This window comes from Mesorhizobium sp. CO1-1-11 (assembly GCF_020164995.1).
GTDB classification, from domain to species: domain Bacteria; phylum Pseudomonadota; class Alphaproteobacteria; order Rhizobiales; family Rhizobiaceae; genus Mesorhizobium; species Mesorhizobium australicum.
Genome location: NZ_JAIUHE010000006.1, coordinates 203,730 through 226,569 on the forward strand (window position 1 = coordinate 203,730; position 22,840 = coordinate 226,569).

Annotated in this window: 24 protein-coding genes; 4 read left to right on the top strand and 20 right to left on the bottom strand. The window is 63.7% G+C overall.

Annotated features, from left to right (window positions below; all coding sequences use genetic code 11):
- Window positions 1-98: 98 nt before the first annotated feature.
- The 9 genes from phnN to LB554_RS09170 all read right to left on the bottom strand — a co-directional run bounded on the left by phnN (window position 99) and on the right by LB554_RS09170 (window position 9,857).
- Window positions 99-728 (bottom strand): phosphonate metabolism protein/1,5-bisphosphokinase (PRPP-forming) PhnN, encoded by a 630-nt coding sequence (gene phnN / locus LB554_RS09130; RefSeq protein ID WP_015314549.1) that lies wholly within the window; start codon window positions 726-728, stop codon window positions 99-101.
- A complete protein-coding gene (locus LB554_RS09135; RefSeq protein WP_224584185.1) occupies window positions 725-1,864 on the bottom strand; it encodes an alpha-D-ribose 1-methylphosphonate 5-triphosphate diphosphatase in 1,140 nt (379 codons plus the stop codon). The genes phnN and LB554_RS09135 overlap by 4 nt, the downstream gene beginning before the upstream one ends.
- Before the next feature lie 36 nt (window positions 1,865-1,900).
- Window positions 1,901-2,608 carry a DUF1045 domain-containing protein gene (locus LB554_RS09140; protein WP_015314551.1) on the bottom strand — a complete coding sequence of 236 codons (708 nt, stop codon included), beginning with the start codon at window positions 2,606-2,608 and terminating at the stop codon, window positions 1,901-1,903.
- A gap of 152 nt (window positions 2,609-2,760) precedes the next feature.
- Entirely contained in the window at window positions 2,761-3,573 is an 813-nt protein-coding gene (gene iolB, locus LB554_RS09145) for a 5-deoxy-glucuronate isomerase (RefSeq protein ID WP_140711811.1), read from the bottom strand.
- 176 nt (window positions 3,574-3,749) lie between these two features.
- Window positions 3,750-3,962 (bottom strand): DUF3329 domain-containing protein, encoded by a 213-nt coding sequence (locus tag LB554_RS09150; protein ID WP_015314553.1) that lies wholly within the window; start codon window positions 3,960-3,962, stop codon window positions 3,750-3,752.
- A gap of 40 nt (window positions 3,963-4,002) precedes the next feature.
- A complete protein-coding gene (iolE, locus tag LB554_RS09155; protein ID WP_015314554.1) occupies window positions 4,003-4,920 on the bottom strand; it encodes a myo-inosose-2 dehydratase in 918 nt (305 codons plus the stop codon).
- 107 nt (window positions 4,921-5,027) lie between these two features.
- Window positions 5,028-6,878, bottom strand: a complete 1,851-nt coding sequence (gene iolD, locus LB554_RS09160; protein ID WP_224584187.1) for a 3D-(3,5/4)-trihydroxycyclohexane-1,2-dione acylhydrolase (decyclizing) — start codon at window positions 6,876-6,878, stop codon at window positions 5,028-5,030.
- A 38-nt stretch (window positions 6,879-6,916) separates the two neighbouring features.
- Window positions 6,917-8,851, bottom strand: a complete 1,935-nt coding sequence (locus LB554_RS09165; RefSeq protein WP_224584189.1) for a bifunctional 5-dehydro-2-deoxygluconokinase/5-dehydro-2-deoxyphosphogluconate aldolase — start codon at window positions 8,849-8,851, stop codon at window positions 6,917-6,919.
- A 160-nt stretch (window positions 8,852-9,011) separates the two neighbouring features.
- Window positions 9,012-9,857, bottom strand: coding sequence for a MurR/RpiR family transcriptional regulator (locus tag LB554_RS09170; protein ID WP_015314557.1), 846 nt, complete (start codon window positions 9,855-9,857; stop codon window positions 9,012-9,014).
- 151 nt (window positions 9,858-10,008) lie between these two features.
- Here LB554_RS09170 and LB554_RS09175 point away from each other — a divergent pair, with 151 nt between their 5' ends.
- Window positions 10,009-11,118 (top strand): Gfo/Idh/MocA family protein, encoded by a 1,110-nt coding sequence (locus LB554_RS09175; protein ID WP_224584191.1) that lies wholly within the window; start codon window positions 10,009-10,011, stop codon window positions 11,116-11,118.
- A 20-nt stretch (window positions 11,119-11,138) separates the two neighbouring features.
- On the opposite strand, the gene LB554_RS09180 is transcribed toward LB554_RS09175, so the two are convergent.
- Entirely contained in the window at window positions 11,139-11,837 is a 699-nt protein-coding gene (locus tag LB554_RS09180; RefSeq protein WP_224584193.1) for a helix-turn-helix transcriptional regulator, read from the bottom strand.
- A 128-nt stretch (window positions 11,838-11,965) separates the two neighbouring features.
- On the opposite strand from LB554_RS09180, the gene LB554_RS09185 reads away from it, so the two are divergent.
- Window positions 11,966-12,601, top strand: coding sequence for a LysE family translocator (locus LB554_RS09185; RefSeq protein WP_224584194.1), 636 nt, complete (start codon window positions 11,966-11,968; stop codon window positions 12,599-12,601).
- A 42-nt stretch (window positions 12,602-12,643) separates the two neighbouring features.
- On the opposite strand, the gene LB554_RS09190 is transcribed toward LB554_RS09185, so the two are convergent.
- The 3 genes from LB554_RS09190 to LB554_RS09200 all read right to left on the bottom strand — a co-directional run bounded on the left by LB554_RS09190 (window position 12,644) and on the right by LB554_RS09200 (window position 14,710).
- On the bottom strand, window positions 12,644-13,159 hold the full coding sequence (locus LB554_RS09190; protein ID WP_140824246.1) for an SRPBCC family protein: 516 nt from the start codon (window positions 13,157-13,159) through the stop codon (window positions 12,644-12,646).
- Window positions 13,137-13,502 carry an ArsR/SmtB family transcription factor gene (locus LB554_RS09195; RefSeq protein ID WP_140615371.1) on the bottom strand — a complete coding sequence of 122 codons (366 nt, stop codon included), beginning with the start codon at window positions 13,500-13,502 and terminating at the stop codon, window positions 13,137-13,139. The genes LB554_RS09190 and LB554_RS09195 overlap by 23 nt, the downstream gene beginning before the upstream one ends.
- A gap of 116 nt (window positions 13,503-13,618) precedes the next feature.
- Window positions 13,619-14,710: a 3-deoxy-7-phosphoheptulonate synthase gene (locus tag LB554_RS09200; protein WP_224584196.1), complete on the bottom strand. Its 1,092-nt coding sequence runs from the start codon at window positions 14,708-14,710 to the stop codon at window positions 13,619-13,621.
- A 265-nt stretch (window positions 14,711-14,975) separates the two neighbouring features.
- On the opposite strand from LB554_RS09200, the gene LB554_RS09205 reads away from it, so the two are divergent.
- Together LB554_RS09205 and LB554_RS09210 are read left to right on the top strand one after the other, a co-directional pair.
- Entirely contained in the window at window positions 14,976-15,221 is a 246-nt protein-coding gene (locus tag LB554_RS09205) for a type II toxin-antitoxin system VapB family antitoxin (protein WP_015314564.1), read from the top strand.
- A complete protein-coding gene (locus LB554_RS09210; protein ID WP_224584198.1) occupies window positions 15,218-15,643 on the top strand; it encodes a type II toxin-antitoxin system VapC family toxin in 426 nt (141 codons plus the stop codon). The genes LB554_RS09205 and LB554_RS09210 overlap by 4 nt, the downstream gene beginning before the upstream one ends.
- A gap of 35 nt (window positions 15,644-15,678) precedes the next feature.
- Here the strand turns inward: LB554_RS09210 and LB554_RS09215 are convergent, their stop codons facing one another.
- The 7 genes from LB554_RS09215 to LB554_RS09245 all read right to left on the bottom strand — a co-directional run bounded on the left by LB554_RS09215 (window position 15,679) and on the right by LB554_RS09245 (window position 22,761).
- Entirely contained in the window at window positions 15,679-16,473 is a 795-nt protein-coding gene (locus tag LB554_RS09215; protein WP_224584200.1) for an SDR family oxidoreductase, read from the bottom strand.
- 30 nt (window positions 16,474-16,503) lie between these two features.
- The gene (iolG, locus tag LB554_RS09220) at window positions 16,504-17,499 is read right to left on the bottom strand and encodes an inositol 2-dehydrogenase (RefSeq protein ID WP_140791873.1); all 996 of its coding nucleotides are present in this window, start codon (window positions 17,497-17,499) and stop codon (window positions 16,504-16,506) included.
- 115 nt (window positions 17,500-17,614) lie between these two features.
- On the bottom strand, window positions 17,615-18,397 hold the full coding sequence (locus tag LB554_RS09225) for an ATP-binding cassette domain-containing protein (protein ID WP_015314568.1): 783 nt from the start codon (window positions 18,395-18,397) through the stop codon (window positions 17,615-17,617).
- A gap of 2 nt (window positions 18,398-18,399) precedes the next feature.
- Window positions 18,400-19,476, bottom strand: coding sequence for an ABC transporter permease (locus LB554_RS09230; protein WP_224525057.1), 1,077 nt, complete (start codon window positions 19,474-19,476; stop codon window positions 18,400-18,402).
- Between the two features lie 108 nt (window positions 19,477-19,584).
- Window positions 19,585-20,526: a sugar ABC transporter substrate-binding protein gene (locus tag LB554_RS09235; protein ID WP_015314570.1), complete on the bottom strand. Its 942-nt coding sequence runs from the start codon at window positions 20,524-20,526 to the stop codon at window positions 19,585-19,587.
- A gap of 334 nt (window positions 20,527-20,860) precedes the next feature.
- Window positions 20,861-21,538: a hypothetical protein gene (locus LB554_RS09240; RefSeq protein WP_224584201.1), complete on the bottom strand. Its 678-nt coding sequence runs from the start codon at window positions 21,536-21,538 to the stop codon at window positions 20,861-20,863.
- 191 nt (window positions 21,539-21,729) lie between these two features.
- Window positions 21,730-22,761 carry a LacI family DNA-binding transcriptional regulator gene (locus tag LB554_RS09245; protein WP_015314572.1) on the bottom strand — a complete coding sequence of 344 codons (1,032 nt, stop codon included), beginning with the start codon at window positions 22,759-22,761 and terminating at the stop codon, window positions 21,730-21,732.
- Window positions 22,762-22,840: the final 79 nt, after the last annotated feature.

Sequence of the window (22,840 nt, forward strand, 5' to 3'; positions counted from 1 at the left end):
GGCGAATTCCCGGAGCGTAATCCAGAATCACCCTATGCGGCCAGCAGCCCGGAGCATTTCCAGCGACAGCGCAAGCAGGCGGGTGAAACAAGTCCGGATCAGATCAGGCCCGACATGTCGGAAAACGCCATGGCCTTGCGCAGCACTTCGGCGAAACGCTCGCCGGCCACTTCGCGCGGACCGCTGTTGTCGATCGACGTGACGCCAGGGCCGGACAAGCTCATATTGGCGCTGCGCGCCAGCCGCGCCAGCACCTCGCCGCGCGACTCGCGGCCGCGCATGGCCAGCCGCTCGGCCAGCACCTCGGGCGAAGCGGTGATCTCGACGATCGCCAGATTGGCATAGCGCTCGCGCAAGGTGGGGATGATCGCGCGCGACACGTTGGCGACGGCGACATGTCCATTGGAAACAGACCAGTCGACATCGGCAGGCAGGCCATAGCGCAGGCCATGCGCTTCCCAGGAGACGGCGAAAGCGCCGTCGGCATCGGCCTCGGCGAAGGCGGCGTCGGCCAGCGTATCGTGGTCTTCGCTCGCCGCATCGCTCGGCCTGGTGATGACGCGGCGCACGAACTCCAGCTGCGTCTCGTCGGCAAAGAGCGCCTTGGCATAGCCGATCACCGTGTCCTTGCCGGCACCGCTGGGGCCCACGACAGCGACAAAGACGCCGTGACGGATCGGAAAGGTTTCGGCGGACAGTTCGCGCTCGATCGAGGCCGACACCATCATGCCACCCGGCGCCCCTGCCGCCAGACGGTGCGCACGACCGGAACATGATCGTCGACGCGCACGCGCACCAGATCGGCGCGACGACCCTGCTCGATGACGCCGCGGTCGTCGAGGCCGACTGCCTCCGCCGGGTTTTTGGAAACCATGGCGACGGCCTGCGGCAGCGAAATGCCTTCCACCATGTCGCCCAGGAAGAAGGCCGACTGGATCAGGCTGAAGGGAATGTAGTCGGACGACAGGATGTCGAGCAGGCCATCGCTGGCCAAGGTGCGTGCCGAGACATTGCCCGAATGCGAGGCGCCGCGCATGACATTGGGCGCGCCCATAAGCACGCCGAGCCCGGCGGCCTTCGAGGCCCGCGCCGCTTCCTCGGTGGTCGGGAACTCGGCGACCCGCACGCCCTGCTCGATGGCCTCATCGACATGAGCCGACGTCGCATCGTCATGGCTGGCGAGCACGATGCCGCGCTCCTGGCAGGCGGCGGCGATGAAGACGCGGTTCGGCCCAGAGTTGCGTGCCGATTCGGCCATCCGCTTCTCGCAGAATTTCTGGAAATCGCGATCCGAGAGTTTCAGCTTACGCTGGTAGTAGTAGGCATAGGTTTCAAGGTTGACGAACTGGCGCTGGCCTGGCGCATGGTCCATCAGCGACGCCAGCTTGACCCGTTCGTCACCGTCGAAATTGGCGAATGCATCGAGGCAATCCGGTGCTGAAACCTCGCAGCGAAGATGCAGGAAGTGATCGGCCCGCAGACGATCCCGCGCGACGCTGTCCTCGATCGCATCGGCCAGCTTGCGAATGTCGTCCAATGTCAGGTCGGCGTCCTCGTCCATGCCGACGCGCAAGGCATCGAGCACGGTCGTGATGCCGGCGGTCGCCACCTGCGCGTCATGGGCGAGCACCGCGGCGATCGGGTTCCAGCGCACTTTCGGCCGCGGCGCATAATGGCCCTCGAGATGGTCGGTGTGGAGTTCGACCAGCCCTGGAATGATAAAGTCGCCGCCCATGTCCTCGCCGGTTCGGGCAGCATCGCCATCGATGCCGGCGATCAAGCCATCGCGCAGCACCAGTGACCCTTCGACGATCTCGTCGGCAAGAACGATGCGGGCGTTGGAAAGAACAGTTTCGGCGGTCATTGCGGGTAGTCCTTGGTTCTTGCAGTCGGGTTTCGTTCAGGCGGTTTTCCGGGCCGGGCGGCGTCCGAGCGCGTGCTGGGAAAGCACCATGAATGGCGCGCCGGGTTCGGGTTCGACGAACAATGTCAGCGCATCCACCAGCACGGGCTGGCGCAACACATCGGCGAAAAGGCTGTCGATGGCGGCGCGCAGGCGAGGGCTTTCCTGTGGGCCGGCCCGGCCGGACAGGGTCATGTGGAAGCGGAAGGTCTCGAAGACATAGGGATAGCCCCATTGGCAGAGATTGCGAAACTCGGCCGGCTTCAGCGAATCCGGGCTGCGCCGCTCGATCTCGGCCTCTGACAGCGGTGCGCGAAACCGGTCGAAATCGCGTACCACATTGTCGGCGAAGCGGTTGAGCGGCGGCAGCGGCCCTTCCGGCACCAGCGCGAAGAAGCTGTCGATCTGGCTGACGATAAGGCGCGGGATCGTGACGACAGGCGTAACCTCGGCAAAATGATCCAGCGCCGCGCGCAGCGAGGTCTCGGTCTCCGTGGCAGCCAGATGGAAGGGCGCCTTCAGCGTCGCGTGAAAGCCATAGCGGCGTGCCGAGGCCGTGTGGAAGGCCACTTCCGCCGCCGACAGATCGGCAACGGCCTCAACCGGCCTGGTCGCGGCACCGAAGGGATCGCGGCCTAGCCAGTCGGCGGCGATGCGCGCCAGCGGCTCGTCCTGCCGGGGGGTGAAATAAATCGCATAACGCATGGGAAGTCCTCGTCAGAACCGTTGCCATAGGTGATTTCCATGACGGATTGACGAAGCTTTGACGGGTTTTAGAAGGCAAATCGGCCCCTGGGGTCCTTAGCCGACGATTTTTCCCAGCTGGACCAATAAGTTCGGCCGGAAATGCGAGACGGTCAGGCCTTCATCAACCATTCGTGCTCGGGCGCATTGTGGAATTTCCAGGTCCGCTTCGGTCCGGCCATCACATTGAGATAATAGAGGTCATAGCCGTGGCAGGCGGCACAGGGGTGATAGCCCTTGGGCACCAGCACCACATCGCCGTCCTCGATCGCCATGGCTTCGTCCAGCGCGCGATGTCCGCTTTTGTCGGCATCGGTGTAGACGCGCTGGAAGGCAAAGCCCTGCGGCGGGTTGAGGCGATGGTAGTAGGTTTCCTCGAGATAGGATTCGGCAGGCAGATTGTCCTGGTCGTGCTTGTGCGGCGGGTAGCTCGACGTGTGACCGCCGGGCGTGATGACCTCGACGACCAGCAACGAGTCGGCCGGCTGGCCTTCCGGCAGGATGTTGGTGACGTAACGCGTATTGGTGCCCTTGCCGCGCACCTCCTGGCCGAGATCGTCCGGTCCGATCACCCGGACCGGCAGGCCACCGCCAAGACCAGGCGCCGAGCAGACGCCAAGTTCCAGCTCGGTATCGGCCGTTACAGACCAGTCCGATCCCTGCGGCACGTAGACCGACCACGGCTTGCCATCGAAGGGCGACATGCGCTCGCCGAGCAGGCCGAGATCCTTGCCGCCGGCTTTCGCGGTACCCTTGCCGGTCACGAACACCAGGCAGACTTCGCGGTCGTCCGTCTTTCCCGAGGCGCTTTCGCCCGGCTTCAGCCGATGCAGGTCGAAACCGACATAGGTCCAGCCGGCGCTTTTCGGCGTCACATGGGCGACGCGGCCATGGCCCTTGTCGGCCTTGACGAGCAGTTTCGACATTTTGTCTCTCCTATCCTAGCCTTCCAACTTCGTCATCCTGGGGCGGAGCAGGAGCGAAGCTCCGTCGCGAAGACCCTAGGATGACGAAGCGAGGGGCGTTTCGGCCAATCGCCGACGTGTGCGATCCGTTACGCTCGCAGTATCCAATCCACAAAACTGCTCGCGCCATGGACCGCCTATTCCTTCGGATCGGCCGGAGGCTTCGTCTCGTCGGCCGGCTTATAAAGATAAAAAAATTGCCAGGCGCCGTAGCCGGCAAAGCCGAGCGCGATGACGCCCCAGAACGGCGTGCCGGTGGCGAACTCGATGACCGACCAGATGAGGCAGACCGCGACGACGGCGACACGCCGCCACAATGGCCGGAAGAAGGGGTGCTCGGAATCTTTCATCTGGCCAGCCTACAGCAAGCCCGGCCTGGCGAGAACCCGATCAGGCATTCGGAAACCCTTGCGTCTCCACCGTGTAACCGGCTGATGTCATCACCCGCATCAGCTCCTTGTGGCCAACCTGCGCCATCTTCAGCGGCGGGTTCTTCTTCGGGTCCTGCTCGGCCTCGACCACGAACCAGCCTTCATAGCCGTGGTCGGCGAAGCGCTGCACGATGGCGCCGAAATCGAGCGAACCGTCGCCCGGCACGGTGAAGGCGCCGAGCGCCACGGCATCGAGGAAGGACTGCTTCGTACGGTCGAGCTTCTCGATCACGCCCATGCGCACGTCCTTCACATGGACGTGGCTGATGCGCTTGTGGTGGTTGTCGATGGCGCGCAGCACGTCGCCGCCGGCAAAGGCGAGGTGTCCGGCATCGAGCAGCAGTGGGATGCCTTCGCCGGAATGGCGCATGAAGGCATCGAGCTCCGGCTCGGTCTCGACCACAGCCGCCATGTGATGGTGATAGGACAGCGGCATGCCTTGCTCGGCGCACCATTCGCCGAATTCGGTCAGGCGCCGCGCGTAGGCCTTCATCTCGTCGCCAGTGAGCTTCGGCTTGGTGGCGAGCGGCTTGGAACGGTCGCCCTGGATCGAGCGGCCGACCTCGCCATAGACGATGCAGGGCGCGTCGACTGCCTTGAACAGGTCGATCATCGGCTGGATGCGGTCCTTGTTGGCAGCCATCTCCTCATCGACCAGCGTGCCGGAAAACCAGCCGCCGCACAGCGTCACGTCGGCGGCCTTCAGGATCGGCAGCATGATGGCGGGGTCGTTGGGAAAGCGCCGGCCCATCTCCATGCCGGTGAAGCCGGCAGAGCGCGACTGGCGCAGACATTCCTCCAGCGACACGTCATCGCTCAGTTCGGCAAGATCGTCGTTCCACCACGCGATGGGGGACATGCCCAATTTGGCTTTCAAGTCGTCACTCCGGGATTAGACAGTTCAATTTTTTGGCGCTAGCGCCGCCCCTCATCCGCCTGCCGGCACCTTCTCCCCGTATCGTGACGGGGAGAAGGGAGCTGGCGTCAATCGCCGACGCTCTGCATCCGCCGCTTCTCGTCATAGGCCTTGCGCGCGGCGTTCACTTGAGGCCGTGCCGAGACCTCGGGCACCGCTACGTCCCACCAATGGCCGCCGGCATCGGTCGAAACCAGCGGATCGGTGTCGATGACCAGCACGGTGGTGCGGTCGTTCTTCTTGGCTTTTTGCAGCGCGTTTTCCAGCTCGGCGATCGACGGCACTTTCTCTGATATCGCGCCCATGCTCGCCGCATGCGCGGCAAAGTCGATGTCGGGCAGGATTTCATGGCGCGAGTCCTGCAAGAGATTGTTGAAGTTGGCGCCGCCGGTCGCCATCTGCAGCCGGTTGATGCAGCCAAAACCCCTATTGTCGAGCAGCACCACGGTCAGCTTCAGGCCGAGCATCACCGAGGTGGCGATCTCGGAGTTGAGCATCAAGTAGGAGCCGTCGCCGATCATGACGACGACCTCCTCGTCGGGCTTGGCCATCTTGGTGCCGAGCCCGCCGGCGATCTCGTAACCCATCGTCGAGAAGCCATATTCGGCGTGGTAGGAGCCCGGCGCACCGGCCTGCCAGAGCTTGTGCAGTTCGCCGGGAAGTCCGCCTGCCGCATGCAGCAGCGTCACGCCTGAGCCCATGGCGCGCTGCACGGCGCCGATCACCTGCGCATCCGAGGGGAAAGCAGCGTTGGTCGAGGCCGTCACCTTGGCCGCATCGGCCTGCCAAGCCTTCTTGCCGGCGGCCGCATTGTCGGTCCAGGCGGCGGGCGCCTTCCAGCCTTGCAGAGCGGTTGCCAACTCGGCCAGCCCTTCCCAGGCATCCGCGACCAGCGGCAGCGCCCGGTGCTTGCCGGCATCGAAGGGCTGCACGTTGAGCCCGATGATGGTCTTGCCGGAATTCTTGAACAGCGCCCACGAGCCGGTGGTGAAATCCTGCAGCCGCGTACCGATGGCGAGCACGACGTCGGCCTCTTCCGCCAGCCGGTTGGCGGCCGAAGTGCCGGTAACACCGACCGCTGCCATGTTGAGCTGGTGATCGTCCGGCAGCGAGGACTTGCCGCCTTGCGTTTCGCAGACCGGAATGCCGGCGGCTTGGGCGAACTTGGCCAGTTCGTCGGAAGCCTGGGAGTAGAGCACGCCGCCGCCGGCGATGATCAGCGGCTTCCTGGCTCCCTTGAGCGCCGCCACGGCCGCCGCCAGTTCGTCACGGTCCGGACGCGGCCGGCGCTGGCGCCAGATCCGCTCGGCAAAGAAACTCTCGGGATAGTCATAGGCCTCGGCCTGCACGTCCTGGCAAAGCGACAAAGTCACCGGGCCGCATTCGGCCGGATCGGTCAGCACCTGCATGGCGCGGCTCAGCGCCGGGATGATCTGCTCCGGCCGGGTGATGCGGTCGAAATAGCGCGACACCGGGCGGAAGCAGTCGTTGACCGTCGCCGTGCCGTCGGAAAAATCCTCGGCCTGCTGCAGCACGGGATCAGGAATGCGGTTGGCAAAGACGTCGCCTGGCAAAAACAGGACGGGCAACCTGTTTACGTGGGCAAGGGCCGCCGCCGTCACCATGTTCAGCGCGCCGGGACCGATCGAAGAGGTCGCGGCCATGAAGCGGCGGCGGAAATTGGCCTTGCCATAGGCGATCGCCGCATGCGCCATCGCCTGCTCGTTGTGGGCGCGGAAGGTCGGCAATTCGTCGCGCACCTGGTAGAGCGCCTCGCCGATCCCGGCGACATTGCCGTGGCCGAAGATCGCCCAGACGCCGCCGAAGATCGGCGTTTTTTTCCCGTCGATCTCGGTCATCTGGCGGGACAGGAAGCGGGTCAGCGCCTGCGCCATCGTCAGGCGGATTGTCTGGCTCATGGTGTTTTCCTCCGCAGTCCCTACGCCGTTGCGTATTGTTATGCCGCCTTGCGGCCGCGCGCGGCAAGCCACGCTTCGGTCAACTGTTCGAAGCGCGACGCCATGTCGGCGACAGCCTCGTCATCCGACATCCTGCCGGCCAGCCATTGTTCGGCTGCGTGGACGAAGATGGTGCGCCCGACGGCAAAGCCCTTGACGATGGGCGCGTTGGCCGTGGCGGCAAAAGCGGCCTCCAACTCGTCCTGCGGCGCCTCCAGGCCAAGCAGCACGATGCCCCGGCACCAGGGATCGTGCTTCAGGATCACCGCCTCGATCTTGGCCCACGCGCCGCTCGACGCCTGCGGTTCGAGCTTCCACCAGTCCGGCTTGATGCCGAGCGCATAGAGTTCCTCCAGCGCGCGCGGGATCGTCGTGTCGTCGAGCTTGCCGTGCTTGCCGGCGATGATCTCGATGAGAAGTTCGCGTCCAACTTTGCGCGCGGCCTCGAACAGCGCGCGCAGCTTCTGCTGCTGTTCTTCCTTCAGTTCCGCCGGATCGTCGGGATGATAAAAGCACAGGCACTTGATGCAGTGATCGACGGGCCATTCGGTAAGCTGCGAGCCGATGTCCTGCGAGAATTCGAAGCGCAGCGGCCGCGAGCCCGGCAGTTCCACCGGGCGTCCAAGCCAGGCGAAGGGGTGGCGAGCGAATTCGAACATCGCCTCGCGGCCATGTTTCTCGTCGATCAGCATGCCATAGCCGTCGCGGCCGGCGGCGACCTTGGCCGCTGCCTTGACCGCCAGCACCTTGAAATCGCGGATGCGCGCCGGATCGGCGCCGGTCTTGGCCGCCACATCCTCGAGCTGCACACGGTGGTCGCAGGCGAGCGCCATCAGCGAGGGGATGTCGCGCCGGCGTGTCGTCGCCCAATGGATGTGATTGATCGCCTCGTCCTTGCGCAGCGCGCGATGCTTGCTGCCGTTCTCGAGGAAGAACCGCAGCTCCTCGAAGGTCGGATATTCCGGCGCGCAGAGCAGCCGCGACACGGCGAAGGCGCCGCAGGCATTGGCCCAGGTCGCCGCCGTGGCAAGGCTTTCACCGCCGAGCCAGCCGCGCAGCAGACCGGACATGAAGGCGTCACCGGCGCCCAGCACATTGTAGATCTCGATCGGGAAACCCTTGCCGACGACGCCGTCCTCGAGATCGTCGCTGATCGGTCCGTCATAGACGATGCAGCCCATGGCGCCGCGCTTCAGGACGATGGTGGCCGAGGACTGGGAGCGGATCGTCTTCAGCGCGCTCAGGCAGTCGTCGGCGCCGGACGCGATCATGATCTCTTCCTCGGTGCCGACGATGAGGTCGCAATCGGGCAGCACCGTCTTCAACTGGGCCGAGACGCGGTCGGATTTGACATAGCGCTCAAAGCCTTCGGCGTGGCCGGCAAGGCCCCACAAATTCGGGCGATAGTCGATATCGAACACGACCTTGCCACCCCTGGCCTTCATGATGCGGATCGCCTTGCGCTGGGCGGCATCGCTATTGGGGCGGGAAAAATGCGTGCCGGTGACGACGATCGAACGGGCCGAGGCAATAAACGCCTCATCGATGTCCTCTTCGGCCAGCGCCATGTCGGCACAGTCGGATCGGTAGAAAATCATCGGCGAAACGCCTTCGCTCTCGACCGAAAGCAGAACCAGAGCGGTCAACCGCTCCTTGTCGGTCTTCAGACCGTCGGTGTTGACGCCTTCGCGTTTCAGCTGCTCGCGGATGAAGCGGCCCATCTGCTCGTCGCCGACGCGCGTCAGCAGAGCCGAGCGCAGCCCGAGCCGCGCCGTGCCGACGGAAATATTGGCCGGGCAGCCGCCGACCGACTTGGCGAAGGAGGTGATGTCCTCCAGCCGCGAGCCGATCTGCTGGCCATAGAGGTCGACGGACGCGCGGCCGATGGTGATGACATCGAGCGGCACCTGTCTTGCGTCCACGGCTTCGCTCATTGGAACCTCCCGTCGGTCTTGTCGTCATGGACAACATTGTTTTGGGTAACACGCGCGAGCGGCTGCGTGGCGCCGGCAATATGAAATAATAATTCCAATCCATAGTCAATATGGAATGAGCATTCCCTAGGCTAAAAAATTGCCTTGATGGGACGCCTGATCAAGCTTTGCGCTTACGGCTCGCGTCGCGCCGCTTCTCGCCGACGCCGACGGTCAGCGCCATGGCCAGCGCCATTGTCGCCGACAGCGAACGGAAGCCGGCGAAATCCGCCTCGGCAACCTCGAACCAGACCCTGGCGAACTGGGCGAGCGGCGAGAACGAGCTGTCGGTGATGGCGACGATCGGCACGCCCTGCTCGGAAATGGCGCGCGCCTCCTCGATCGTGGCCGGCGCGTAGGGCGAGAAGCTGATGGCGATGACGGCGTCCGCCGGTGTGGCGAAGCCGACCATCTCGGCATTCAGGCCGGCGGCCGATTCGATCAGTTGGTTGCGGATCTTCAGCTTGCCGAGCGCATAGGCGATGTAGGAAGCCACTGGATAGGAGCGTCGCTTGGCCAAGACATAGATGGTCTGCGCCTTCGCCAGCAGCGAAATCGCGTCTTCCAGATGCGCATCGTCCAGCGTGCGGGAAATGTCGTTGAGGGAGGTGCTGGCGGCGGCGATGAAGCCGTCGAAGATCGCCCGGTGGCCGGCACCGCCCTCGGCCTTGGCGCGCAGCGCCTGCAGCCGCTCGTCATAGGAAGAGTTGCGCTCGCGCAGCCGCTCGCGGAACACCTGCTGCAGGCTGGTAAAACCGTCGAAGCCGAGTTGCTGGGCAAAACGGATCAGGGTCGAGGGCTGCACGCCGGCCGAAGCGGCGATGCTGGCGGCGGTACCAAAGGCGATGTCGTCGGGATTGTCGAGCGCGTAGGCGGCGATCTGGGCGATGCGCTTGGGCAGGCTCTCGCGCCGGTCCAGAATCGTGGCACGCAGCGTCTCGAAGTCGCGAGGTACCTGTTCGTCCATCGTCCCTCTGCCCAAGCCTGTCTGGACACCCTCTCTGCCCCATCATAGCGAGCCTGCGCAAGAACGCCATAAAAAATGAGGCAGACATTCCATTCCTGGGAAAAATGGACTAATTCATCCACTCAGCTTCTATGGCAGCGGAGGACGAAAAATGGTCGGCGTCGGTCTTATCGGCACGGGTTTCATGGGCAAATGCCACGCCATCGCGTGGAGCGCCGTCGGGGCCGTCTTCCCCGATGCGGCCAAGCCACGGCTCGTCCATCTGGGCGAGGTCAATGAGGATCTCGCCAGGCGCAAGGCAGGCGAGTTCGGTTTCGCCAGAGCCACCGGCGACTGGCGCGCCGTCGTCGACGACCCGGAGGTCGATATAGTGTCGCTGACAACCCCCAATCAGTTCCATCCGGAAATGGCCATCGCTGTCCTCGAAGCCGGCAAGCATCTGTGGTGCGAAAAACCGATGGCGCCGAGCTTTGCCGAAGCCGAGGCGATGGCGGGCGCGGCGGAGAAATCAGGCAAGGTCGCCGCGCTTGGCTACAACTACATCCAGAGCCCGGCCATCCGTCACATCGGCGCGCTGCTCGACGAGAAGATCATCGGCGAGGTCAACCACCTGCGCATCGAGATGGACGAGGACTTCATGGCCGATCCCGAGGCGCTGTTCTTCTGGAAGCACGAGGCGACTTCCGGCTATGGCGCGCTCGACGATTTCGCCGTGCATCCGCTGTCGCTGGTCTCGGCGCTGTTCGGCCGCGTCGGCCGCGTCATCTGCGACATGGCCAAGCCCTATGCCGACCGCAAGCTGGCTTCAGGCGGCCGGCGCGCGGTGGAGACCTACGACATTGCCAGCGTGCTCATGCATCTGGAGAACGGCATTGCCGGCACGCTGCAGGTCAACCGCTCGGCCTGGGGCCGCAAGGGCCGCATCGCCATCCAGATCTTCGGGTCCAAGGGATCGATCCTGTTCGACCAGGAGCGGATGAACGAATTCCAGCTCTACCTGACGTCCGACCGACCCACCGAACAGGGCTACCGCACCATTCTGGTGGCGCCGCAGCACAGGCCCTATGACCTCTTCGTGCCGGCGCCCGGCCACAGCCTCGGCTTCAACGATCTCAAGATCATCGAATGCCACGAATTGCTGACCCGGCTTGCCGGCAAGCCGGCCCGGCTCATCGAGTTCGCCGAAGGACTGGAGATCGAGCGCACCGTGCACGCCATGGCGCGCTCCTTCGAGGAGAAGCGCTGGGTGGATGTAAGGTAGGATTCGCTGCGCTGGTCGCTTTAGCCGGCGGCCGCTGCATCGACTTCCCACCCATTGACCCAGACCTGCCGCAAACGATCGCCTTCGCCCTTGAAGCCTAGGCCGGTCGGCTGGCAATCCTCGATGCGGTCGCTGCGGAAATTGCGGATCGCCTGGCGCAGCTCGCACCAGGCGACGATGTTGGCGGTCTCGGCGTAATAGATCAGAGCGATCGGGCGGACGAGGCGCTCGGAAGCGCGGCCGAGCTCGTCGCGGTAGGAGAGCTCGAGCTTCTCCTCGTCGCGTATGGCGCGGCGCACCAGCGCCAGGTCGATCGCACCTGCGGAGGGCGCGGCGAAGCCCCAGGCGTGCAGCGCATTGGCGTCGAGCGTCTGGCGCAAGGGCGGCGGCACCGCGCCGGCGATCTTGGCGCCGACGCGCTTGGCCGCCTGCTTGAGCTCGTCGTCGCCCGTGCGCTCCAGCAGCGCCAGCGACAGGACGATCGCCTCCATTTCCTCGATCGAAAACATCAGTGGCGGCAAGTCGAAGCCGGGGCGCAGGACATAGCCGATGCCGCGGCCGCCCTCGATCGGCACGCGCATCGCCTGAAGCGCTGCGATGTCGCGATAGATCGAGCGGATCGTCACTTCCAGTTGCCCGGCGATCATTGCCGCCGTCACCGGCTGCCGCGCCAGCCGCAGGATCTGGATGATCTCGAACAGGCGCGAGGCCTTGCGCATTTTTCTGACCTGGTACCGATCACAACTGACACACCATCGTCAGTTGGGCCTGCCTATAAGACTGCCTATCGATTTGAAAATCAACAGGTTCCGCCGAGGCTGGCCGAGCGGGACAACAGGCAACTGACATGGGCTATGCTGAAAATCTCTGGCTGTTCTTTATCCTCCTGTTCGGCATCATCGCCGTTCCAGGCATGGACATGCTGTTCGTGCTTGCCAATGCGTTGACCGGCGGCCGCGACAGGGGTCTTGCCGCGACCGGCGGCATCATGGTCGGCGGCATGGTGCACACGCTGAACGGCGCTATCGGCGTCGGCCTGCTGATGCATTTCTTGCCGATCCTGTTCAAGCCGCTGCTGTTAGCGGGCGCCGCCTACATGGCCTTCATCGGCATCACGCTGATGCGCAGCTCCATCACCGTCGGCAACGAGAGCCCCGCCGGCAGCCGCTCGGCATGGAAGGCGTTTCGCCAGGGCTTGGTGACCTGCCTGATCAACCCGAAGGCCTACCTCTTCGTGCTCGCCGTCTATCCGCAGTTCCTGAAACCGGACTACGGCCCGATCTGGATGCAGGCGACGATCATGGGCCTGCTGACCGTGCTGACGCAGGCCGCGGTCTATGGCGGGCTCGCAATATCGGCCGGCCGCAGCCGCAAGCTTCTGATCGCCAATCCACGGGTGACCATCCTTGCCGGCCGGGCGGCCGGGCTGCTGCTCTTCGCGGTCTCCGTGTTCACCGCATGGGAAGGGCTGAGGGCGGCGTAGTCTCGGGCTGAACCGAACCGCCGCCTTCTGGCGCCTGCCGGATCAGGCGGCGCCGTGCCGCAGCGTGGCGAGAAGCTCGTCCAACTGCCCGAACGTCTCGGCCATCGCATCCGCCGCCCCGGTACCGGCGGCGTCGAGGGCCTCCTTCGAGGGATAGACCTCGTGCATGACCAGCAGCGTCTTGCCGCCTTTTTCCTCGAAGGTCACTGTGGTCACGGGTCCACCGTCACCACCTTCGTCATTGGTCCAGACGAGGCGAGAGGGCGGTGTCACTTCGAGATACCTGCCGAAGAACTCGGCGGGGTGCGAGTCATCATGCCCGAACACCAAGCGGTACCCGCCTCCCACACGAACATCCATCTCACAGGAACGCAGGAACATGCCCATCGATTTCGGCGTCCACCACTGCTTGAACAGCTCGGGCTTTGTCCAGGCCTCGAACACGATGCGGGCCGGCGCGTCGAAGCTTCGCGTGACGACCAGCTCGCGGTCGGACTTCCGTTCCACCGTCGTGCGGTTCTGCATGGGGGTGGGCTCATTCGCTCTTGTTTCGTCCATCGGCTTCCTCCTTCCGTTTCATTTCCTCGACAACCTTGTCCAGCTCGTCGAAGCGTGCGGCCCAGAGCTGGCGGTATCTCTCGATCCATGCCGTCTCCTCCTCCAGGCGGCGCAGGCCGAGCTTGCAGGTCCGCACGCGTCCGACCTTCCGCGTCGTGACGAGGCCTGCCTGCTCCAGAACGCCGACATGCTTCTTCATGCCCGTGAGGGTCATATGGAATTTCTGGGCCAAGTCCGTGATCGAGGCATCCGCACGGCCGAGCTGCTCCAAAACGCCGCGTCGGGTGGCGTCCGAAAGCGCGGCGAACGAGGCATCCAGGCGGGCAGGAGAATACTGAACCATTTGGTTCAGTATGTAACACGCGGATCGGTGACATGCAAGGAGGTGAGCGCTGCGGGGCCTAGGAGCGGCATGGTCCTGGACTGAAACTGGAAGCGCCGCCCTTATGCTCCCCCAGATCAGGCGGCGCCTTGCCGGCTGTCCAGCAAGTTGCGGCGCGCCGACCGGCGCCATTCCACGGCGCCGGCAAGGCCGTGCAGCACCGTCTCCGTGGTCGCCCAGTCGATGCAGCCATCGGTGATGCTCTGGCCGTAGACCAGTGGCTTGCCGGGCACGACATCCTGCCGGCCGGCGACGAGATTGCTCTCGATCATGACGCCGATGATGCGCTCGTCGCCAGCCGCCACTTGGCCCGCGACATCGGCCGCGACCTTGGGCTGGTTCTCCGGCTTCTTGGCTGAGTTGGCATGGCTGACGTCGATCATCAGACGGGGGGCGATACCGATGCGGACGAGTTCGACCGATGCGGCTTCGACGCGTGCCGCATCGTAGTTGGGCTGAACGCCACCACGCAGGATGACATGGCAATCCTCATTGCCGGTGGTCGCCGCGATGGCGCTGCGTCCGCCTTTGGTCACCGCCATGAAATGATGCGGCTGGGCGGCCGACTTCACCGCCTCGCCGGCGATCCTGAGATTGCCGTCGGTGCCGTTCTTGAAGCCGACCGGGCAGGAGAGACCCGAGGCCAGCTCGCGATGGATCTGACTCTCGGTCGTGCGCGCGCCAATCGCGCCCCAGGCGACGAGGTCGGCAATGTATTGCGGCGTGGTCATATCGAGGAATTCGGTCGCCGCCGGCAGGCCGAGATTGTTGACGGCGGAAAGCACGTTGCGTGCCATCCGCAACCCCTTGTCGATGTTGAAGCTGCCATCCAGGTCGGGATCGTTGATCAGGCCTTTCCAGCCGACCGTGGTGCGCGGCTTCTCGAAATAGACGCGCATGACGATCTCGAGCCGGTCGGACAGAGCCTCGCGCAGCGCCGCCAGACGGCTGGCATAATCAACGGCCGCGACCGGATCGTGGATGGAACAAGGGCCCACGATGACAACAAGCCGATCGTCGGCCCCGGTGAGGATGGAGTGAATGGCGTTGCGCGAGGCGGCAACGGTGCGTGTCGCCGTGAGTGAGCGCGGTATCTCGCGCATCACCTCGTCCGGCGTGCTCAGCAGTCTCAGTTCCTTGACCCGGAGGTCGTCTGTGGTGGTCAACACGGCTTTCTGCTCCTGTTTGGGAACCTGCCGGCTGAAACAAAAAAGCCGCCAGGTCTGGCGGCTGTTCGGATCTTGTTGCTGCAATCTTCAGATCGAGCGCAATCCTCCCGCCGCCAGCGAGCTCCTAAAGTACCAATACGTGGCGGTCAGGTTGATCATGCGTCGGCTATAGCTGAACTTGCGTTGAATGTCACGCACCTGATAGCGACCTTGTTTGAATATGTAAGAAGGTATATGTTGGATATTCCAAAAAGGATATGCTCCAATGCCGCTTTATGTGAAGGACCGGGAAGTCGACCGGCTGGTACTTGAGGTGCAGCGCCTCACGAAGGCGCCGAGCAAAGCCGAGGCGGTTCGCCGGGCCCTGACGCATGAAATTGAGCGCGCCCGCAGTGCCCAAACTGTGTCGGAACGCTTGGCGGAGGCAGTCAGAATGGCTGGCGAAATCGGAGCGGATAATCCTGACTTCGACATGAGAGCCTATTCGGACGAGCTTTCAGGGGGGCTATGAGCTTGTTCATTGACGCTTCGGCGGTCGTCGCTCTGTTGCGTCCGGAGTCCACGGCAGGAGAACTCGCCGCCCGGATGGATGCCCATGGCGGGCCTTTCTTCATTTCGGCGATCGTTCGTTTCGAGACCGCAATGGCCTTGGCGCGTTCAAAGACCCCCCTGCCTTCACCCATCCAACCGGCGGCAGTCGCAAAGGCGAATGCGGCGGTGGACCGTTTCGTGCAGGATTTGGGAATCAGCGAGGTCCTCATTTCGGCCGAAGTCGGGCGGCTCGCCATCGAAGCCGCACGCAGTTACGGCAAGGGTGTCGATTCGCCGGCGCAGCTCAATATGGGCGATTGCTTTTCCTACGCCTGTTGCAAGGCATATAATTTGGCTTTGCTCTACACCGGTCAGGATTTCACAAAGACAGACATAGGATAGGTTCAAGGTGCGCCACGCAGATCGCTCGCATGAACCTACTCCGGCGACGACCCGGCGACACTCTGATCGTAGTCGACCAGCGATCCGGTCATGACGCCCGATTGCGGGCTGACCATGTAGCTGATCAGCCGCGCGAGCTGGTCCGGCTTGACCAATTGGCCCATCGGCTGCGCGGCTTCGGCCTTCGCCAGCCAGTCGTCGGGCGCATCGTGCCATTTCTTCTGCACGATGTCCTCGCCCTCGGTATCCATCCAGCCGGGCAGCACGGCGTTGCAGCGGATGCGGTTGAAGCGATAGGCGTTGGCGACGTTCTTGGTCAGCGTCATCAGCGCGCCCTTGCTGGTCGAATAGGGCGTCAGGAAAGACTGCCCGGTATGCGCCGACATCGACAGCACGTTGACGATCGATCCGGGCGCCTTTTTCTCCAAGAGATGCGCCACCACGCCCTGCATCAGGAAAAACGGGCCGCGCACATTGGTGTCGAAGATCTGGTCGAACAGCTCTTCTGAGGTCTCGACCAGCGAGCCGCGCGCCGAGGTGGCGGCGGCGTTGACCAGGGCGTTGATCGTACCGAAATGCGAGAGCGCGGTGGCGACCGCGCGCTTGCAGTCGGCAACCTTGGAGACGTCGGCGCTGATGAAGATCGCGTCGACACCTGATTTCTTGAAATGAGCGACTGCCTTGTCGCCCTTCTCCTGCGAGCGGCCGATGAGCGCCAGCGCCCGGCAGCCTTCGTCGGCCAGCGCTTCGGCGACCGCGAATCCTATGCCTTGCGCACCGCCGGTGACGATGGCGCGTGTATTCGAATTGCGATCGGCGGATGCGCTCATCGCTCTGCTCCTGTGCGTTGGGTCCGGTTCTTACTTGTCGAGACGAATGGTCTTGCCCGTGGTCGCCGACTTCAGCGCCGCATCGGCCAGCTTCAGCGCCACGAGGCCATCAGCGCCGCTCGGCGCCGCCTTCTTGCCTGATGTCGCCGCCGCGATGAAGGCGGCGATCTCGAGGGCATAGGCGTCGAGGTAGCGGGTCATGAAGAAGTCGTGCAGCGGCGGGCGCGTGTAGCCCTTCTCGTTGGCGAGCTCGATCGACACCGGCCGCTGGTTCTCGGCCGCCACCATGCCCTTCGAGCCGTGCACCTCTATGCGCTGGTCGTAGCCATAGGTGGCGCGGCGCGAATTGGAGATGACTGCCTGCTTGCCCGAAGCCGTTTCGAGGATGACGCTGACCGAGTCGAAATCGCCGGCTTCGCCGATTTTCTTGTCGACCAGCACCGAGGCGTGCGCGCTGACCGCGACAGGCTCCTCGCCGAGCAGGAAGCGCGCCATGTCGAAATCATGGATGGTCATGTCGCGGAAAATGCCGCCCGAGCGCTTGATATAATCGAGCGGCGGAGCGCCGGGGTCGCGCGAGGTGATGGTGACCATCTCGACGGTGCCGATGGCTCCGTCGTCGATCGCCTTGCGCACGGCGGCGAAATGCGGGTCGAAACGCCTGTTGAAGCCGACCATCAGCGTCGCCTTGGCCTTGTCGACAACGGCCAGGCACTGCTCGACCCGCTTGACGTCGAGGTCGATCGGCTTCTCGCAGAAGATCGCCTTGCCGGCTTTGGCGAAGCGCTCGATCAAATCGGCATGGGTGTCGGTCGGCGTGCAGATGACGACCGCGTCGATGTCCTTGGACTTCTCGATTTCGTCGATGCTGCGCACCTCGGCGCCATAGGCAACAGCCAATTCGCTCGCCGCCTTCTCGAAGGCATCGGCCACGGCGACCAGTTTTGCCTGGGGGTTGGAACCCACGGCGCGGGCGTGGACCTTGCCGATGCGGCCGGCACCAAGGAGGGCGAAGCGAACAGTCATGGGTATTTTCCTCTGGGGATGGTTCGAAGCGGGGCGCCGGTCATGGGCGCTGAATGATTTTCCGGTCAAGACAAATCGACGGGAAGGCGATGACCATCGCCTCCGAGCCCGGCCCTTAGGCCGCGAGTTCCGCCTCGCCGGTCTTGGCGCCGGTGATATAGGATACGATGTCCTGCCCGTCGGTATTTTCCTTGCGCAGATTGGCGACGATGCGGCCGCGCCGGAACACCACGATGCGGTCGCAAAGGTCGAACACCTGGCGCATGTTGTGGCTGATCAGGATCAGCGGCTCGCCATTGTCCTTCAGCGTGCGGATGATGTTTTCGACCTGCGCCGTCTCCTGCACGCCGAGGGCCGCCGTGGGCTCGTCCATGATGATCAGCTTGGAGGCAAAGGTCGCCGTCCTGGCGATCGCCACGCACTGCCGCTGGCCGCCCGACATATGGCGGATGGTGTTGGAGAGGTTGGGGATCTTGACCGCGGTGCGGACCAGCGCCGCCTCGGTTGCCTTGCGCATGTATTTGCGGTCGAGGATCGAGAATGGCCCGAGATTGAACAGCACCTTTTCACGGCCGAGGAACAGGTTCGACGGCACGTCGAGGTCGTCGGCCAGCGCCAGGTTCTGGAACACCGTCTCGATGCCCGCCTCGCGGGCCTCGATCGGTCCGGCGAAATTCACTTCCTTGCCATCGAACCAGACCTGGCCGCTGGTCCGCTGCTCGACGGCGGTGATCTGGCGCACGAAGGTCGACTTGCCGGCGCCGTTGTCACCCATGATGGCGACATGCTCGCCCTTGCGCAGCTCGAAATTGGCGCCTTCAAGCGCATGCACGCCGCCATAGCGCTTGGTCAGGTTTTCGGTCTTCAGGACGATGTCTGTCGTGGAGATATCTGGCATGGTCAAGCCCTCAATGCCCGCATGCGTTGGCGCCACTGGTCGAGAACGACCGCGCCGACGATGATCACGCCCTTGACCATCTCCTGGTAGTAGGCGTCGAGGCGCAGGAAGGTGAAGCCGGAGATGATGACGCCGAAGATCAGCGCGCCGATCACCGTGCCGATGATGGAGCCGCGGCCGCCCGACAGCGAGACCCCGCCGATGACCGCCATGGCGATGGCATCGAGTTCGTACATGACGCCCATGCCGGCCTGGGCGGTGAGGTTCTTGGAGGAGAGCACGACGGCGGCGAGCGCGGCGAGAATGCCGGCGATGACATAGACGAGGATCTTGTGGTTGGCGATCTTGATGCCAGACATGCGCGCGGCGTCCTCGTTGGAGCCGATCGCGTAGCAGTGCTTGCCATATCTGGTGTAGGTCATGATCAGCTGGAACAGCACGGCCAGCGACAGGAAGATGATGACGGGCATCAGGCCCTTGCCGATGGCGGCGAAACTGTCCGTCGGGAACGAGATCGGCTGGCCCTTCGACCACCATTTGGCGATGCCGCGCGCGGTCACCATCATGCCGAGCGTGGCGATGAAGGGCGGGATGCGCGTGTAGGCGATCAGCGCGCCGTTGACGAGGCCGGCGAGCAGGCCGCAGCCGATCGCCACCAGCACCGGGACGATCACGGGGAGGTCGGTCCAGCCTTGGGCCAGAAACATCGCCTTAGGGTTGGGATTGCCGTTGACGGTCGCGACCTGGGCAAAGCTCATGGCGATCATGGCCGTCGCGCCGACGATCGAGCCGGAGGACAGGTCGATGCCACCCGTAATGATCACCTGCGTGACGCCGATGGCGATGATGCCGACGATCGACACCTGCAGAATGATGATCTGCAGGCGCGCCTCGTTGAAGAGGCCGGAGACGTCGCTGCGGGTGTTGAACAGGAAGCTGTCGCCGAGAAAGACCCGGCCGATCAATTCGAAGACGACGACGAGGATGACGAGCGCCAGGAAGACGTTGAATTCGGCCGGCCATGTGCGCTTCCTGGCGTCATAGCTGACCCCGCCGACGCCGTGAGATGTCTGTGCCAATTCTTCTATCCTCCGTCAGCCGCGGTCGTTCCCCGAGCACCTTCGGGCCCCGAGGGAAGCGGAGCGGCGCTGTCGCTGCGCGAGAGCGCCGCTCCGTATGTCCGCGGCTCAGTTCTTCTTCAGGAACTTGTCGATGTTGGCCGGCGTGACCAGCTGGAACGGGACATAGACCTTGTGCTCGACCTTCTCGCCCTTGGCGAGCTTCAGCGCGGCATCCAGCGCCCCCGCGCCCTGGCCGGCGGCGTCCTGGAAGACGGTGGCATCAAGGTCGCCTGCCTGCATGGCGGCAAGCGCGTCCTGGGTGGCGTCGACGCCGCCGACGACAACCGACTTCATGTCAATGTTGGCGGCCTTCATCGCCTGGATGGCGCCGATGGCGCTTTCGTCATTGTTGGCAATGACGCCGTCGAACTTCTTGCCGGTCGACAGCCAGTTGGTCATCAGGTTCTGCGCCTGGTCGCGATCCCAGTTCGAGGTCTGCTTGTCGATGATCTTGATGAAGCTGCAGTCCGGTGTGGCGATGACATCGTCGATGTCCTTGGTGCGCTGCACGGCGGCCTGGTTGGAAAGCTCGCCCATGATCACATAGACATTGGCTTCCTTCTTGCCGGCTTCCTTGAACAGGCGGCAGACTTCCTTGGTTTCGAGCGTGCCGGAATCGGCCTCGTTCGAGGCGACGAAGGCCTGGTTGTCTGGCAGCGTGTCGACATTGACCGGCTGGCGGTTGACATAGACCAGCGGGATCTTGGCCGCGGCCGCCGCATCCGACATCGCCTGCGTGGCCGAGGTGTCGACCGGGTTGACGATGATGGCGTCGACGCCCGAAGCGGCGAAGTTCTTGATCTGGTCGAGTTGCTTGGCGACGTCGTTCTGCGCGTCCTCGACCTGCAACTCGACGCCGCTCATGCCCTTGGCCTGCTCGATCATGCCGTTGCGCAGCACGGTGAGGAAATTGTCGTCGAACTTGGCCATCGACACGCCGATCTTGGCGGCCATGGCCGATGAACTCATCAGCGCCGCGAAGGCGACGCCCAAAAGCAGTTTCTTCATTGTATTTCTCCTCCACTTTTGGTGTCCGGTTGCACCGATCTCTCCGGAATCCCCGTTCTGCCTGGGGAATCTCTCCCGATTACCGTCTCTCTCCCCGGGTTGCGCCTGCCGTTTGCTGGAACGCCAAGGCCTCTTGATGAAACAGATGTTCCGGAACGAAAGAACCAAAATACGTGACTGGTGAAATATTTATTCCATTTGCTCGGGAGGCGTCAAGGGAGATTCCAGAACCGGATGTGCGATTTTGGCGGACACGGGAATGCGGTGCGGAGCCGACGGCGTCTGCGCGCCGGGTCCATTCCTTGGATGCCGTCGGCGGGCGATGGCATGGCGTTCAGAAATGCCAGATGTCTCTCTGCAACAAGAGATCGAGCGGCGCTCTCCAGACCCTGCACGACGCCGCCTGCTTCACCTGCCGTTCGACACTGAGCTTGCCGTTGAGATCGAAGAAAGCTCCAATTCGCCTTCGGGCATGGAGCTTCTTTCCCCTGGTACTGTAGTTGCGGATCGGCAGCCAGTGGCGGCTGATCGTTCGCCCATCCTGGGATAGCGCGACGCCGGTACAGAATTGTTCCGGGGTGTGCAAATGCACGATTTCACTGACTTTCTCGCTGGCCGCGTATGCTCGCTCCAGCGCCGGAATGTTGTGATGATGAACGCCAAGGACGCCGCTCGCCCACATCGTTTCATCTCCGATCAGGATGCGGCCTCCAATGGAGAGCCCCCCGCCTTCGAGCGAGCGATAGGGAGCCTTTGGGCGCCCTTCGCACCGCCACATTATCGAGGACAAGGCTGAAATTCGGTTGAAACAGCGCGATATGTCGCCGGTCGGATACATGTCCGCATCCATGAAGAACAGGCGCTCGCAACGTTGAAGCAGATCGATGATGCCGGCGGCCTTGATGCCAAATCTGTATCGATTGCCGAAGGACATCTCGGTCTGTCTCTGGGCCGTGAGCTCGATCGCTTCGATGGGATAGCCGTCGAAAATGGAGGGTCGGTCGGTCAGCACCGTGATCCTGGCACCCGGGCAATAGTGAAGCAAGCGAAGCGCGCTGAAGAGCGCGCCACGCGCATAGAGCTCGTCGCTCCCAAAAGCGATGTACCCAAACCCATCCCCGTCCATTGGGTATGTATATATTAGCGATCGGTAATGCGTCAATTTGGATGCAGGTCGGGCGCTATGCTTTAGGCCAAAGCTCGCTAGATGTTCTCGGGCAGGTAGATGTCGAACGGCAGGAAGGTCTGGCCGGGTGCGTTGGCCGCGCCCGTCTCGATGGCATGCGCCATGAGGCCGAGCAGTTCGCGGCACAAGGCAGCCAGCGGCGTGGAGATCACCATGGTCAGCACCCCGTCCGCCAGGGCGGACCGCGAGACCGCCGATATCTCGTTGCAGACGACCGCCGGCATCTCGGCGGGCCTAGCCTGCCGCAGCGCCGCGACCGCGCCTTCCATGCCGCCGCCCGCGACGTAGCAGCCGACGAGGTCCGGGTGGCGGCCGAGCAGGTCGAGCAGCGTGTCCTGCGTGATCTGGTTGGCCTCGAGATTGACCAGCGTTTCCAGCAAGGTGAAGTCCGGCGCCTGCTCGCGGAAGAAGGAGCGGAAGCCGATCTCGCGCAGTTCATGGCCGTGGAAGCGGTGGCTGCCGACGAAGAGCGCAACCTTGCCCGGCCGCTTCGCCGCCTTGGAGATCATCCAGGCCGCGGTGCGGCCGACCTTGCGGTTGTCAAGGCCGACATAGCCCTCGCGAATGCCGGCCGCGAAGTCGGACAGCAGGGAAAAGACCGGCAATCCCTTGGCCTTCATCTCCTCGACGGTGACCGTCAGCGCCGGATGATCGGGCCCGACCAGGGCGACCGCCCTGCATTTGGCCGCCAGCTTGCGCGTGCGCTCGACGATTTCATCCGGCGTCAGCGAACTGGCGAAGTCGATGATGGCGACGCCGCGGAAGCGCTGCGATTGCGACACCGCGAGTTCGAGCTGCCGCGCGAACTCCGTGTAGAAGACGTCGTTGCCTCTCAAAAGCAGGAAGCCCAGCCGGTATTCCGGCAGCTCGTGGCGCATCCTCTGCTTGATCAGGCCGGCGGCATGATAGCCGATCTCGGTCGCGGTCTCGTAGACGCGGCGCGCCGTTTCCTCGCGCACCGGCAAGCGATTGTTGAGCACGCGGTCCACCGTGGCGACACTGACGCCGGAGACGCGCGCCAGATCAGTGATGGTCGGCCGTTTCGCCATGATCGCCCTCGCTCGATTGCCTGATATCGATACCTTACTTTGATAGGAAATGATAGAAACTATCTTTGTGATGTTGAGT